The 13,181-nt window shown below is 73.4% G+C and carries 15 protein-coding genes; 5 read left to right on the forward strand and 10 right to left on the reverse strand.

The window, feature by feature from the left end; genetic code table 11:
* Positions 1-29 precede the first annotated feature (29 nt).
* Both ccrA and IEY98_RS27235 read left to right on the forward strand, forming a co-directional pair.
* Complete coding sequence (gene ccrA / locus IEY98_RS27230; protein WP_189213609.1) at positions 30-1,337, forward strand: crotonyl-CoA carboxylase/reductase; 1,308 nt, start codon at positions 30-32, stop codon at positions 1,335-1,337.
* Between the two features lie 39 nt (positions 1,338-1,376).
* Positions 1,377-2,534 (forward strand): coiled-coil domain-containing protein, encoded by a 1,158-nt coding sequence (locus IEY98_RS27235; protein ID WP_189213510.1) that lies wholly within the window; start codon positions 1,377-1,379, stop codon positions 2,532-2,534.
* A gap of 169 nt (positions 2,535-2,703) precedes the next feature.
* Here the strand turns inward: IEY98_RS27235 and IEY98_RS27240 are convergent, their stop codons facing one another.
* Entirely contained in the window at positions 2,704-3,138 is a 435-nt protein-coding gene (locus tag IEY98_RS27240) for a nucleoside deaminase (protein ID WP_189213511.1), read from the reverse strand.
* An 84-nt stretch (positions 3,139-3,222) separates the two neighbouring features.
* Between IEY98_RS27240 and IEY98_RS27245 the strand changes: the two genes are divergently transcribed.
* Positions 3,223-3,675 (forward strand): universal stress protein, encoded by a 453-nt coding sequence (locus IEY98_RS27245; protein ID WP_189213512.1) that lies wholly within the window; start codon positions 3,223-3,225, stop codon positions 3,673-3,675.
* Positions 3,672-4,751: an adenylate/guanylate cyclase domain-containing protein gene (locus IEY98_RS27250; protein WP_189213513.1), complete on the forward strand. Its 1,080-nt coding sequence runs from the start codon at positions 3,672-3,674 to the stop codon at positions 4,749-4,751. Before IEY98_RS27245 ends, IEY98_RS27250 begins: the two co-directional genes overlap by 4 nt.
* 592 nt (positions 4,752-5,343) lie before the next feature.
* Here IEY98_RS27250 and IEY98_RS27255 read toward each other — a convergent pair.
* The 4 genes from IEY98_RS27255 to IEY98_RS27270 are packed head-to-tail and all read right to left on the reverse strand — an operon-like array spanning position 5,344 to position 7,800.
* Positions 5,344-6,114, reverse strand: coding sequence for a class I SAM-dependent methyltransferase (locus IEY98_RS27255; RefSeq protein ID WP_229787555.1), 771 nt, complete (start codon positions 6,112-6,114; stop codon positions 5,344-5,346).
* Positions 6,111-6,815: an alpha/beta fold hydrolase gene (locus IEY98_RS27260; RefSeq protein WP_229787557.1), complete on the reverse strand. Its 705-nt coding sequence runs from the start codon at positions 6,813-6,815 to the stop codon at positions 6,111-6,113. Before IEY98_RS27260 ends, IEY98_RS27255 begins: the two co-directional genes overlap by 4 nt.
* Positions 6,816-6,819: 4 nt before the next feature.
* Entirely contained in the window at positions 6,820-7,503 is a 684-nt protein-coding gene (locus IEY98_RS27265; protein ID WP_189213515.1) for a hypothetical protein, read from the reverse strand.
* A gap of 18 nt (positions 7,504-7,521) precedes the next feature.
* Complete coding sequence (locus IEY98_RS27270; protein ID WP_189213516.1) at positions 7,522-7,800, reverse strand: Rv1322 family protein; 279 nt, start codon at positions 7,798-7,800, stop codon at positions 7,522-7,524.
* Positions 7,801-7,835: 35 nt separating this feature from the next.
* On the opposite strand from IEY98_RS27270, the gene IEY98_RS27275 reads away from it, so the two are divergent.
* Positions 7,836-8,036: an FmdB family zinc ribbon protein gene (locus tag IEY98_RS27275; RefSeq protein WP_189213517.1), complete on the forward strand. Its 201-nt coding sequence runs from the start codon at positions 7,836-7,838 to the stop codon at positions 8,034-8,036.
* Between the two features lie 4 nt (positions 8,037-8,040).
* On the opposite strand, the gene IEY98_RS27280 is transcribed toward IEY98_RS27275, so the two are convergent.
* From IEY98_RS27280 to dhaK, 5 genes are all read right to left on the reverse strand, one after another.
* Positions 8,041-9,819 carry a 3-hydroxyacyl-CoA dehydrogenase family protein gene (locus IEY98_RS27280; protein WP_189213518.1) on the reverse strand — a complete coding sequence of 593 codons (1,779 nt, stop codon included), beginning with the start codon at positions 9,817-9,819 and terminating at the stop codon, positions 8,041-8,043.
* Between the two features lie 97 nt (positions 9,820-9,916).
* On the reverse strand, positions 9,917-10,789 hold the full coding sequence (locus tag IEY98_RS27285; protein ID WP_189213519.1) for an aminoglycoside phosphotransferase family protein: 873 nt from the start codon (positions 10,787-10,789) through the stop codon (positions 9,917-9,919).
* Positions 10,790-10,834: 45 nt separating this feature from the next.
* Positions 10,835-11,497 carry a dihydroxyacetone kinase phosphoryl donor subunit DhaM gene (dhaM, locus tag IEY98_RS27290; protein WP_189213520.1) on the reverse strand — a complete coding sequence of 221 codons (663 nt, stop codon included), beginning with the start codon at positions 11,495-11,497 and terminating at the stop codon, positions 10,835-10,837.
* Positions 11,494-12,090, reverse strand: coding sequence for a dihydroxyacetone kinase subunit DhaL (dhaL, locus tag IEY98_RS27295; protein ID WP_189213521.1), 597 nt, complete (start codon positions 12,088-12,090; stop codon positions 11,494-11,496). Before dhaL ends, dhaM begins: the two co-directional genes overlap by 4 nt.
* Complete coding sequence (gene dhaK / locus IEY98_RS27300; RefSeq protein WP_189213522.1) at positions 12,090-13,091, reverse strand: dihydroxyacetone kinase subunit DhaK; 1,002 nt, start codon at positions 13,089-13,091, stop codon at positions 12,090-12,092. Before dhaK ends, dhaL begins: the two co-directional genes overlap by 1 nt.
* Positions 13,092-13,181: the final 90 nt, after the last annotated feature.

The following is a 13,181-nucleotide window of genomic DNA, read 5'->3' on the forward strand; positions in this document are numbered from 1 at the left end:
GCGCCGTGCAGAAGATCCTCGACGCCATCATGGCCGATGAGCTGGACACGATCGGCGAGTTGCCGGTCCCCGACACCTATCGCGGGGTCACGGTCCACGCCGACGAGGTCGAGATGTTCGCCGGGGTGCCGTCCCGCGACAAGGACCCGCGCAAGTCGCTGCACCTCGACGAGGTGGCGACCCCCGAGCTGGGCCCCGGTGAGGCGCTCGTGGCCGTGATGGCCAGCGCCATCAACTACAACACCGTGTGGACCTCGATCTTCGAGCCCGTGTCCACCTTCAAGTTCCTGCAGCGCTACGGCAAGGTCTCGCCGCTGGCCAAGCGGCACGACCTGCCCTACCACGTGGTCGGGTCCGACCTCGCGGGCGTCGTGCTGCGCACCGGCCCCGGCGTGCACAACTGGAAGCCCGGCGACGAGGTCGTCGCGCACTGCCTCAACGTCGAGTTGGAGAGCCCCGACGGGCACAACGACACGATGATGGACAGCGAGCAGCGCATCTGGGGCTTCGAGACCAACTTCGGCGGCCTCGCCGAGATCGCGCTGGTCAAGGCCAACCAGCTGATGCCGAAGCCGGACCACCTGACCTGGGAGGAGGCCGCCTCCCCCGGGCTGGTCAACTCCACGGCGTACCGGCAGCTCGTCTCGACCAACGGCGCCAACATGAAGCAGGGCGACGTCGTGCTGATCTGGGGCGCCTCCGGCGGCCTCGGCTCCTACGCCACCCAGTTCGCGCTCAACGGCGGCGCGATCCCGGTGTGCGTGGTGTCCAGCCCGGAGAAGGCCGAGATCTGCCGCGCGATGGGCGCGGAGCTGATCATCGACCGCAATGCCGAGGGCTACCGGTTCTGGAAGGACGAGGAGACCCAGGACCCGAAGGAGTGGCAGCGCTTCGGGGCCCGGATCCGCGAGCTGACCGGCGGCGAGGACCCCGACATCGTCTTCGAGCACCCGGGCCGGGAGACCTTCGGCGCGTCGGTGTACGTCACCCGCCGCGGCGGCACGATCGTGACGTGCGCGTCGACCTCGGGGTTCATGCACCAGTACGACAACCGGTACCTGTGGATGAACCTCAAGCGCATCATCGGCTCGCACTTCGCGAACTACCGCGAGTCGTGGGAGGCCAACCGGCTCATCGCCAAGGGCCTGATCCACCCGACGCTGTCGAAGACCTACGAGCTGGCCGAGACCGGGCAGGCGACGCTGGACGTCCACCGCAACGCCCACCAGGGCAAGGTCGGCGTGCTGTGCCTGGCTCCGGAGGAGGGCCTCGGGGTCCGCGACCACCAGCTGCGGGCACGCCACCTGGACAAGATCAACCGGTTCCGGGGCGTGTAGGGAGCGTAGGGCGCAGGCCTTCCGGGTAGCGTAGTGGGTATGGGTCTGGGCGAGGAACGCGAGCTGGTGCCTCTGGGCCCCGGGTTCGACATCACCAAGCGCGGCTACCACACCGCGCAGGTGAACGAGCACCTGGAGCGCATGGAGGCCGAACTGCAGCTGCTGCACGCCGACCGCAACGCGGCGGTGGCGCAGGCGGCCGACCTGGCCAAGCAGCTCGAACACAGCCGCACGGAGATCGGCGACCTGCGCAAGCAGGTCGACCGCCTCTCCCTGCCCCCCACCACGCTGGAAGGCCTGAGCGAGCGCCTGCAGCGCATGCTGCGCCTGGCCCAGGAGGAGGCCGCCGAGACCAAGGCCCGCGCCGAGGCCGAGGCGGGCCACATCCGGGCCAAGGCCGAGGCCGACGGCGCCGAGCTGCGCCAGCGCTACGAGCGCATGCTCGCCGACCTGGAGAAGCGCCGCGCCGAGATGGAGGCCGAGCACCGCGAGGTGCTGGCCAAGGCCCGCGCCGAGGCCGAGCACACCGTCGCCGAGGCGCGGGCGGAGGCCGAGCGGCTCGACGCCGCCGCCCAGCGCCGCCGCGAGCAGGTGGAGGAGGACTTCGAGATCGCGATGTCCGGCCGCCGCACCGAGGCCATGCGCGCGCTGGCCGAGCAGGAGGCCACCAGCAAGTCCGAGGCCGAGCGCCGCGTGCGGGAGGCCACCGAGGAGGCCAACCGCCGCCGCCACGAGGCCATCACCGAGGCGAAGGCGCGGCTGGAGGAGGCCACCTCGGAGGCCCACCGCCGCGTCCGCGAGGCGACGGACGAGTCCAACCGCCGCATCTCCCACGCCGCCCAGCGCGTGGCCGCCCTGCGGCAGCTGCGGGCCCGCGTTGCCGACCAGCTGAACGCCGCCCGCAACCTCATCGCCGACGCGCACGTGCAGCTGGCCGACGCCGCCCCCGCGCTGGACCCCCTGCCCGAGGAGCGCGTCCCCACCACCGTCGACGGCTCCCCCGCCGACAACTCCCCCACGCGCACCATGCTGACCCCGGTGAAGCCCGCGTCGGAGACCTCCGGGCCCCCGCGCGAGTCCTGGGAGCCCAAGGACCCCGACGGCGGCCAGACCCAGGTGATGGCGGTGCCGGACGCGGCCAAGGACGACGGGGAGAAGACCAAGAAGTCGGCCCCGGTGAAATCGCCCCGCCGCTAGCCGACGGCCGCTACCGCCTGCTCCGTCCGCCGTGTAGAGCGCGTCCTGGCAACCGCGTGGCCCTTTCCATCCGCGCCTCCAGCCGACGTCCTCCGTCGGCAACCCTGCCGGGACGAGGGGCGGCGGCCTCCGGCTCTCCCGAACACCGGTGACCGGGTGGTCGTGTCCGCTACTCGCCGATGTCCTCGAACCACAGCTCCGGGCGGGCCGCGATGAAGTCGGTCATCAGGGAGACGCACTCCGGGTCGTCGAGGATGCGCACGGAGACGCCGTTCTCGGCGAGCCAGTCGTGGCCGCCGCTGAAGGTGCGGCATTCGCCGATCAGGACCGACGTGATGCCGAACTGGCGGATCAGGCCGCTGCAGTACCAGCACGGCGACAGGGTCGTCACCATCGTCGTCCCCCGATAGGACCGGCGGCGTCCGGCGGCGCGGAAGGCCGAGGTCTCGCCGTGCGCGGACGGGTCGCCGTCCTGGACGCGGCGGTTGTGGCCGCGTCCCCACACCGAGCCGTCCGGCCCGACCAGCGCGGCCCCGATGGGGATGCCCCCGCTGGCCAGCCCGGCCCTGGCCTCGGCGACGGCCACGGCGAGCAGTGCGTCCATGGCTCGGGATTGTGGCGCGTCCCGCAGCCCCGTGTCTCGTTGTGCTGGGTACCTTTACCCACAAGTAGCTACCGAGGGAGGACCATGGGCGCCTACCAGACCGTCGTCGTCGGGACCGACGGATCGGATTCCTCGTACCGCGCGGTCGACCGGGCCGCGGGCATCGCCGCGGACACCGGGGCCACGCTGGTCATCGCCTGCGCCTACCACCCGGCCAGCGAGCGCGACGTGCGCAAGGCGCAGGACGACCTCGGCGACGACGTCGCCTACCAGGTCGTCGGCTCCAACCCGGCCGACGAGGCCGTGCGCTCGGCCGCCGAGCGGGCGCGGAGGGCCGGTGCGACGTCGATCGAGACCGTCGTCGTCGACGGCGAGCCCGTGCCCGCGCTGGCCAAGGTCGTCCACGACCACCGGGCCGACCTGCTGGTCGTCGGCAACCGGGGGCTCAACACGCTCGCGGGCCGCATCCTGGGCTCGGTGCCGTCGGAGGCCGCCCGCAAGGCCGACGTCGACGTGTTGATCGTCCACACGACGTGAGCGACCAGGCGGCGCGGGTCGAGGAGCTGCTGCTCGGCGGGGAGCGCAAGTACACCCGTGCGCAGGTGTGCGAGAAGGCGGGCGTGCCGCAGGAGCGGGCGACCGCGCTGTGGCGCTCGCTCGGCTTCGCCACCGTCGGCGAGGACGCCGTCGTGTTCACCGACGCCGACGCCGACGCGCTGCGCGCCACGCACGACCTGATGTACCAGGGCCTGCTCGACCCGGACACGGCCACCGCGACGGCCAGGATGCTGGGCCAGCACCTGTCCCGGCTGGCCGAGTGGCAGGTCGACGTCCTGCGCGAGGTGCTGACCGCCAACCCGGAGCTGCTCACCGACGAGCGCCACGTCACCGCCCTGATCGAGCGGCTGGTGCCCGAGCTGGAGCGGCTGCAGGACTACGCGTGGCGCCGCCACCTCTCCGCCCACGCTGGTCGCGCCCTGGCCCGGCCCGGCGAGATCCAGGAGAACCGCACCGCCGTCGTCGGGTTCGCCGACATGGTCGGCTTCACCACCCTGACCCGCCGCACCGACGACGCGGGCCTGGTCGACATCGTCGACCGGTTCGACGCGATCACCGCCGAGGTGGTGGCCGACAACCGCGGCCGCATCGTCAAGATGCTCGGCGACGAGGTCCTGTTCGTCGCCGACACCCCGCGCGACGCCGCCGAGATCGCCCTCGGCCTGCTCGCCGCCGCCGACGCCGACCCCGATCTCCCCGCCCTGCGCGCGGGCCTGGCCTACGGCCGAGTCCTCAGCCGCTTCGGGGACGTCTACGGCTCGGTGGTCAACATCGCCGCCCGCCTGACCTCGGTAGCCCGCCCCGGCACCGTCCTGATCGACCGCGCCCTGGCCGACGAGCTCAAGCCACTGGACGAGTACCTCATCCGCCACCGCCGCCCCGTCTCGGTCCGCGGCTACAGCCGCCTACGCCTAGCCGTCCTCCGCCGAGCCACCGACCCCACCCTGATCGACACCGTCCACCGCGCCACCAAACTCCTCACCCGCGACGAGGACGACTCCCTGCCCGCGATCCCCCTACAACCAGACCGCCACCGCCGCAGACGCAAACGCTGACGCCCAACACACCCAAGCCCCACACGGGGACAGCCAGCACTGGATGGATGGTTCCTTCGCTGAGCGCCGCCGAGTGCGGAAGACCTGTGGGGAAACCACACCGCGATTCGAGCTGCCCCGCTGACGCTCCACCCTGGCGCTGCCGCACGCCCGCAGCCCACGCCTGCAGCGACGCCAGCAGCGCCAGCGGCGACAAACAGCAGCGGCTGCCTGCGGCCGCTCCGACAGCAACAACGGCAGCGTCCAGCAGCGGCTTGCTGCGACGGGCTGCGACGGCGACGGGCGGCTGCGGGCAGCGGCTGCGGGCAGCGGCTGCGGCGACTGCGAGCGGCGGGCGGCGGGCGGCGCGGCGAGGAGGTCACATCGCGGACATCCCTGGCCGGTGAACCGTCGGTTGGGCCGCGTGCACTGCTGTGGCACCGTGCTCTCCACCGGCGCTGCCACACCATCCCCCGCACCGGGCGCTGACGGTCAGCGTTCTCGTGTGCGCAGGCGCGGCTGATCGACGGTTGCTCCACCCCACGAAAGCGGCTGGAGCGCTATCACCTCCCTGCCACCACGTTATCCGCGCCACAGGGACGGCAAGCAGGCGTTACTCCGCGCCTGTGGACAACTCGCGGCGGGCGAGGAGGTGGCGGGCTTGGGGGTGGTGTCGCCACTCGCCCTGGGGGGTGTCGCGGAGGAAGTGCGTTCGGATTCGCTCGACGAAGGCTTCGCCCTCGGTCAGGGCTCGGGCTCGCATGGGGCCGGAGGTGGTGTAGGCGTCGATGAACTCCTCGGCGCTCGGGTGGGTCATCGGGAAGGTGATGGTCTCGTCGCGCTCGATGGTGGTGGGGGTGTTCGTCAGCAGGCGGGTTTCCCATGTCCTGTCCGACGTCTTCCCGCCCAGCACCGCGCGGACGCGGGCGAAGGGGCCGTCCTCTTCGGTCTGTTCCGGCCAGTACACGATCGACAGCCAGCCCGACGGCCGCAGCACCGACGCCCACGAGCGGGCCGCCTGCTCCGGGTCGGGCATCTGCTGCAAGCCGAACACCGACACCACGGCGGCACATCCGGACCACGCGGCGAGGTCGGTGGCGTCGCCCTGGACCACGCGCGCGGACGGCCAGCGCCGCGCCCGCTCCCGCGCCCGGCTCACCATGCCCTCCGACAGGTCGACCCCGACGATCTCCCGACCGGGGAACCGGGCCCCGAGCAGGTCGAGTTCCGGGAACGGGCCGCAGCACGGGACCAGGATCGGGCCGTCGGGGAGGGCAGCCGGGAGCGCGTCGACAGCGGCGGCCACCCACGGGGCGAAGCGGGGCACGAAGTAGTCCAGGTAGCCGTCCGCTGCCTCGTCCCAGCCGCGCGCGATGGCGTTCACAGGCCCGCCAGCCACGGGCGCACGGCGGCGGCGAACGCCTCGGGCGCCTCGATCGGCGGCAGGTGGCCGACGCCGGGCAGGACGGTCAGGGTGCCGGAGGTGAGGTCGGCCAGCTCCTCCGCCAGCGCCACCGGCATCATCCGGTCCTCCGCGCCGTGCACGACCAGTGTCGGCACGCTCGTGCGCAGCACGTCGTGGGACGCCGGGCGGGCCGCCATCGCGCGCTGGGCCCAGGCGACGGCGGCGGGGTCCTGGGACTCCATCAGCTCGCGGACGACGCCCGCGTGCGCCGGGTCGGTCACCAGCGAGGGCAGCATCGCGTCGGCCAGCCAGGGCGTGATGCCCTCGCGCTCGGCCCGATCAGCCACCGCGAGCCGGTTCGCCGCCGCCTCCGGGGCGTCCGCGGTGGCCTTGGTGTCGACGAGGAGCAGGCCCGACACCCGCGCCGGGGCCTTGCGCAGCAGCGCCATCGCCACGTAGCCGCCCATCGAGCAGCCGCCGACGACCGCGCGCTCCACGCCCTCGTCGTCCATGCTGGCGATGACGGCGTCGGCCATCGCGCCGAGGTCCGGTTCGGACGCGGGCAGCGGGGCGGAACCGAAGCCGGGCAGGTCCGGGGTGATCAGGCCGGGCAGCGACCGCACCCCGTCCCACATCCGCGAGTCCATGGGGAAGGCGTGCAGCAGAACGAGAGTCGTCACGGCGTCATTCTGCGTCGTGCAGCCGCGCCTCGCGCACCCGCAGCACCGCCGCGTCGCCCGCCAGTTCGGCGCGGGCCTCCGGGTGGTCGCGGTAGAACTCCAGGGTGTGCAGCACGACCAGCTGGTCGACGTTCAGGGACCCCACCGGCACCGCGCACGCCACGTCCGGCCCGAACCGCACCGCCACCTTCCGCATCCGCTCGCCCACGTCGGGCTTGCCCCGCGAGACCAGGCCGAGGTAGTTGCGGCTCGGCGCGTCCGGGGACCGGCCCATGCGCAGCGCCAGCGGACGGATCTCGCTGATCACGTCCCACGGCAACCGGACCACGGGCCGCAGCCAGGTGAGCACGACGGCGTCCGGGGTGAGCATGAAGCCGGTGGCGACCGGCCGGTGCTTGAGCGCGAACAGCCCCGCGGCGATCAGCAGGACGCCGAGCAGCCCGAGCACGACCCCGCCTGCGACCGCGATCACCGGGCTGGCCGTCACCAGGAACCCGGACAGCACCGCCAGCGCGAGTCCCACGCCCACCAGCACGAACGCGGCCGTGCGGCTGGTCCCCCTGCTGGGGAGCAGCAGCCCCGTCTCGCCGTCGACGGCCACGGTGCACGCCGCGCCGGTCGGGATGGTGTCCTGCCGGGGCGTCCCGTCGGGGCGGCGCCACGGCTTGGGGCAGGGAAGGGTGCGCATACCCTCCATGATCGTCCATTACCAGCGCCGACGCGACCGAGCCGACCAACATCCGGTGTGCCAATGCCGACGGTCGGCCACGGTCCCGCCGTCCTCGGCCGACCACGCCACGACGTGCGCGGTGCCCGGCCGGATCTCGTGGTCGCAGCCGGGGCAGCGGTAGGTCTTCGTCGCGTGGGTGCCGGGCACGTTGCGCACCAACCACTCGCCGTCGGGTCCGGACTCGCGGCGCTGGTCGGCGAGGGCGCCGCTGAGCGGGCGGGGACCGGTCGGCTGGCTGCGGTTGCGACGGGGCACGGGTCTGTAGGTTATGCGTGCGGCAGAATGAGTGCGTGCCCACCTACGAGTTCCGGTGCCGCGAGTGCGGCGCCACCTTCGATGTGAAGCGGCCGATGAGCGAGTCCGCCGCGCCCGCGTCGTGTCCCGACGGGCACGACGACACCGTGAAGCTGCTCACCATGGCCGGGCTCTCCGGCGGGGCCGCGGCGCCCGCCCCCGGCGGCGGCTGCTGCGGGGGCGGGTGCTGCGGCTAGCCGCTCAGCTGTAGTCGCGGAAGCCCTTGCCGGTCTTGCGGCCGAGGCGCCCCGCGGTGACGAGGTGCTCCAGCAGCGGGGCGGGCGCGAAGCCCGCCTCGCGGAACTCGTTGTAGAGCGTGCGCTGGATGGCCAGCGAGACGTCGAGGCCGACCACGTCCAGCAGCTCGAACGGGCCCATCGGCAGCCCGCACCCGACCTTCATCGCGGTGTCGATGTCGTCGGCGTCGGCGTAGTGCGCCTCCAGCATCTTCACCGCGTCGTTGAGGTACGGGAACAGCAGCGCGTTGACGATGAAGCCCGCGCGGTCGCCGCAGTGCACGGGGTGCTTGCCGACCCGCTGGCACAGCGCGTGCGCGGTGGCCACGACGTCGGCCGAGGTGGAGATGGTCTCGACGATCTCGACCAGCTTCATGATCGGGGCCGGGTTGAAGAAGTGCAGGCCCACGACGTCGGCCGGGCGGGAGGTCGCCGCGGCGCACTCGATCACCGGCAGCGACGAGGTCGTGGTGGCCAGGATCGCGCCCGGCTTGACCACCTCGTCCAGCGCGCCGAAGACGGCCTGCTTGACGGCCAGGTCCTCGGCCACGGCCTCGATGACCAGGTCGCAGTCGGCCAGCTCCTCGAACTCCACCGCCGGGGTGACCCTGGCCAGGATCTCGTCGCGCGCGTCCTCGGCGAGCCTGCCCTTGGCGACCTGGCGGTCCAGGGACTTGCGGACCTTGCCGAGCGCGGCCTGGGCCTTGTCGGCGGTGCGGGCGCGCAGGATGACGTCGAACCCCTTGCGGGCGAAGACCTCCACGATGCCCGTGGCCATCGTGCCGGTGCCCACGACGCCGACCCGCCGGACCTCGCGCAGGGCGACGTCGCCGTCCGCGGCGGCGGCCGGGGTCTGGGCGTCGGCGACGACGGTGGGCGAGTCGGGGGCGTCGTAGGTGTAGAAGCCGCGGCCGGTCTTGCGGCCGAGCAGGCCCGCGGTGATCATCTGCTTGAGGATCGGGGACGGCGCGTGCAGGCGGTTGCGCGACTGCGCGTACATCGTCTCCAGGATCTCGTACGCGGTGTCGAGGCCGATCAGGTCCAGCAGCGCCAGCGGGCCCATCGGGTAGCCGCAGCCGAAGCGCATGGCCGCGTCGAGGTCCTCGCGGGTGGCGTACTTCTGCTCGTACATCGACACGGCGTGGTTGAGGTAGCCGAACAGCAGCGCGTTGGCGATGAAGCCCGCCCGGTCGCCCATCACGACCGGCTCCTTGCCCAGCCGCTTGGCGAACTCGACCACGTCGGCGACCACGTCGGGCTCGGTGACGACGGTGCGCACGATCTCGGTCAGCTTGAGGACCGGGGCCGGGTTGAAGAAGTGCAGGCCGACGACCTTGCCCGGGCGTCCGGTGTGGACACCGATCTCGGTGATCGACAGCGAGCTGGTGTTGGAGGCCAGGATCGCCTCCGGCTTGACGATCTTGTCGAGTTCGGCGAAGAGCGCCGCCTTGTCGGCCAGGCTCTCCGGGATGGCCTCGATCACCAGGTCGGCGTCGGCCAGGTCGGCCAGCTCGGTGGTGTAGCTGATGCGGGAGTGCACCTCGGCGTGCGCGGCCTCGTCGAGCTTGCCCTTGGCCAGCGCGCGGGCCGTGGAGTGCGTGATGTGGCCCTTGCCGCGCTCGATCCCGGCCTCGTCGACCTCGACCGCGACGACGGTGAGCCCGGTGCGCGCGAGTACCTCGGCGATGCCCGCGCCCATGGTCCCCAGGCCGACAACACCGATGGTGGAGAACTCTCGCGCCACAACGACCTCCGATTGCTACCTGCGGGTAACTTTCGGTCGATCCTGCCACGCGTTCGCGGGCGTGACGGGTGAACTCCGCCACTGGACCGGTACCGAATCAGCCCGCCGCGTCGGCCAGCACCCGTCGGATGTCCCGGCGCGGCAGCGTGCCCTCCTCGCCGCGCTCCAGGGCGTCGACCAGGGTGATCAGGGCTTTCCACAGCGCCCACCCCCGGCCGCGGGCCCAGGTGGCGGCGTCGACGTCCAGCGCGCGGCGGAAGGCGTCGCGGCTGCCGCCGGTGAGCAGGGTCCAGGCGATGACCACGTCGCAGGCGGGGTCGCCGACCCCGCTGGTGCCGAAGTCGATCACCGCGCTCAGCCTGCCGTCGCGCACCAGGAGGTTGCCCACGGCGACGTCGCCGTGGAACCACACCGGCGCGCCCGTCCACCGGCTGGCCACGGCGTCGTCCCACACCGCGCGCACGGCGTCGCGCGGGATCTCCGCGCCCAGCGCGTCGATCGCCCGCAGCGTCTCCTCCGCGTACACCTCGACGGGCGCGCCGCGGAAGAAGTTGTGCTTGCCCGGCTCGGGCCCGTCGGTGGCGTCGATCCGGCGCAGTGCTGCCAGGAACCCGGCGAGGTCGGTGGCGAAGCGGGTGTGGTCGACGATCGGCGCGGTGTTGGCGCTGCGGCCGTCGAGCCAGCGGTAGACCGACCACGGGTAGGGGTAGCCGAGCGCGGGCCGCCCCAGCGCGACCGGGGTCGGGACGGGCAGCGGGAGGCCCTTCGCCAGCACCGGCAGCCAGCGCTGCTCCTTGGCCACCTGCAGCGCGTACCACTTCCCGCTGGGCAGGCGCACGCTCAGCTCGTCGCCCAGGCGGAAGGTCCGGTTGTCCCAGCCGCCGACCTCGACCGGGGTCACCGGCAGGTCGGCCCACGCCGGGAACTGGTCACGCACCAGCCGCCGGGCGAGCAGTTCGTCGAGTTCCATCGCCGACAGCGTCGCCGTCCGAGCCCCTCCGCCGCACCCGGTTTTTTAGCTCGCGAAGCGGCGGGCGGCCAGGTCCTCGACCCGGCCCAGGGCCTCCGTCGCGTCGGGGCCGTCCGCGGTGACGCTCACCCGGGCGCCGCCGGGGGCGCCGAGGCCCAGCAGGCCCAGGACGCTGCGGGCGTCGGCGGTGCGGCCCTGGTACTCGACCGTCACCTCGGCGTCGAGGTCGGCGAGGGCGCGGACCAGCAGGCCCGCGGGGCGCGCGTGCAGGCCGACGTCGTTGGTCAGCTCGATCTCCACCCGGTTGCCCGAGGCGGTCGGGCCGTCCGCGCCCGCGCTCAGCGCGGACGCCGCGGCCGACAGCACCGCGTCGAGGTCCGCGCCGGACTGGGCGGCCACGGCCGCCGCGATCGCGCCCTCGACCAGCGGCGCGTCGACCACCGCCGCGCTCGTCGGGTCGCCCAGCATCTCCACGGCGATGTCGGCGACGAGCTTGGCGCTGCCCAGGTCGTACAGCAGCACCACGCCCGCGCCGGACTGCGCCCGGGACAGGGCGTCGGAGACCAGGTCGAAGTCCGTGCCCAGCTCGCCGTCGGACCCGCCTGCGGGGATGATCGCCACGTCCGGGGCCATCTGCGCGGCCAGCTCGGCCAGGCCGTCGGCCAGCCGGGCGCTGTGGGAGACCAGCACCAGGCCGACGCGCGTCACGAGCCGCCCCCGGCGAACGCGCGGAGCATGATCGCCGTCGAGCGGGCGCCCGGGTCCAGGTGCCCGGCGCTGCGCTGGCCCAGGTACGACGCGCGGCCCTTGCGCGCCACCAGCGCGACGGTGGACGCGGCGCCCTCGTCGGCGGCGTCGGCGATCCCGGCCAGCGTCGCCCCGCCGAGCCCGGCCTCGACGGCGGGCGCGAGCGCGTCCACGATCGTCTTGTCGCCGACCACGGCCTTGCCCCGGTCGACGATCCCGCCGAGCGCGGCCTGCAGCGCCGCGACGACGTCGATCTCCGGCGCCTCGCCCGCCAGCGTCGCCGCGCGCAGGAACGCCGTCCCGTACAGCGGGCCCGACGCGCCGCCGACCTTGGAGATCAGCGTCGTGGCGACCATCTTGAGCACCGCGCCGGGTGTGTCGAAAGTGGACGAGTCGAGCGCGTCGACGACGAACCCGAAGCCGCGCTTGAGGTTCTCGCCGTGGTCGCCGTCGCCGATGGCCTTGTCCAGGTCGACCAGCTCGTCGCGGTGCGCGGCGACGGCCTCGGCCGCCCGCCGCACGCCAGCGATGACCCCGGCGGTGTCACAGCGCATCAGCACCCCCAGCGCAGCGCCGCCGTGCGCACCGGGGCGTCCCAGTACTCCAGCAGCTCGTCGGTCATGCGCAGCAGCGTCAGGCTCACGCCCTGCATCTCCAGGCTGGTGATGTACGGCCCCACCAGCCGCCGCCTGACCTCGATGCCGCGCGCGGCCAGCAGGTCCTCGGCGATGCCGTGCGCCAGGTACAGCTCCAGCAGCGGCGTGCCGCCCATGGAGTTGGTGAACAGCAGGACGTCGTCGCCCTCGGCGAACGGCAGGTCCTCCAGGATCGGGTCCAGCAGCCCGGTGACGATCCCCTCGGCGCCCACCAGCGGTGTCCGCGCGCGTCCCGGCTCGCCGTGGATGCCGATGCCGACCTCCATCTCGTCCGCGCCCAGCTCGACGCTCGGCGAGCCGACGTGCGGGACGGTCGGCGCGGTCAGCGCCATGCCCATCGACCGGACCTCGGCGACGACGGCGCGCGCGACGCGCTCGCAGGTGTCGAGGTCGGCGCCGGACTCCGCGGCCGCGCCGACGATCTTCTCCAGCAGCACCGTCCCGCCGACGCCGCGCCGCCCCGCGGTGAAGGTCGAGTCGCGCACGGCCACGTCGTCGTCGATGACCACCGTCCGCACGTCGATGCCGTCGGCGGCGGCCAGCTCGGCGGCCGTCTCGAAGTTCAGCACGTCGCCGGTGTAGTTCTTGACCAGCAGCAGCACGCCCGCGCCGCCGTGGACCGCGGTGACCGCCGCGTGCACCTGGTCGGGCGTCGGGGAGGTGAACACCGCGCCGGGGCAGGCGGCGTCGAGCATGCCCGGACCGACGAACCCGCCGTGCAGGGGCTCGTGCCCCGACCCGCCGCCGGATACCAGCGCGACCTTGCCGCGCACGGGCGCGTCGGCGCGCAGCACCTGGGCCGGGTCGGCGATCACGCGCAGCAGGTCCGCGTGCGCGGCGGCCAGGCCGCGCAGGCTGTCGACGACCACCGTGTCCGGCCGGTTGATGATCTTCTTCATCGGGTCGCCTCCTTGAGTCCCGGCTTCGTTCCTACACCCGGGGCCCGGCGTGGCGGTAGCGCCCGATTCAGCGTGCAAGCTATCGACCGG

The organism is Actinokineospora fastidiosa (genome assembly GCF_014648415.1).
GTDB lineage: Bacteria > Actinomycetota > Actinomycetes > Mycobacteriales > Pseudonocardiaceae > Actinokineospora > Actinokineospora fastidiosa.

Excerpts from the sequence above, each read along its gene's own strand:
- ccrA (WP_189213609.1), top strand. The coding sequence starts at position 30 with ATGGCCGATGAGCTGGACACGATCGGCGAGTTGCCGGTCCCCGACACC.
- IEY98_RS27235 (WP_189213510.1), top strand. The coding sequence starts at position 1,377 with ATGGGTCTGGGCGAGGAACGCGAGCTGGTGCCTCTGGGCCCCGGGTTC.
- IEY98_RS27240 (WP_189213511.1), bottom strand. The coding sequence starts at position 3,138 with ATGGACGCACTGCTCGCCGTGGCCGTCGCCGAGGCCAGGGCCGGGCTG.
- IEY98_RS27245 (WP_189213512.1), top strand. The coding sequence starts at position 3,223 with ATGGGCGCCTACCAGACCGTCGTCGTCGGGACCGACGGATCGGATTCC.
- IEY98_RS27265 (WP_189213515.1), bottom strand. The coding sequence starts at position 7,503 with ATGCGCACCCTTCCCTGCCCCAAGCCGTGGCGCCGCCCCGACGGGACG.
- IEY98_RS27285 (WP_189213519.1), bottom strand. The coding sequence starts at position 10,789 with ATGGAACTCGACGAACTGCTCGCCCGGCGGCTGGTGCGTGACCAGTTC.
- dhaL (WP_189213521.1), bottom strand. The coding sequence starts at position 12,090 with ATGCGCTGTGACACCGCCGGGGTCATCGCTGGCGTGCGGCGGGCGGCC.
- dhaK (WP_189213522.1), bottom strand. The coding sequence starts at position 13,091 with ATGAAGAAGATCATCAACCGGCCGGACACGGTGGTCGTCGACAGCCTG.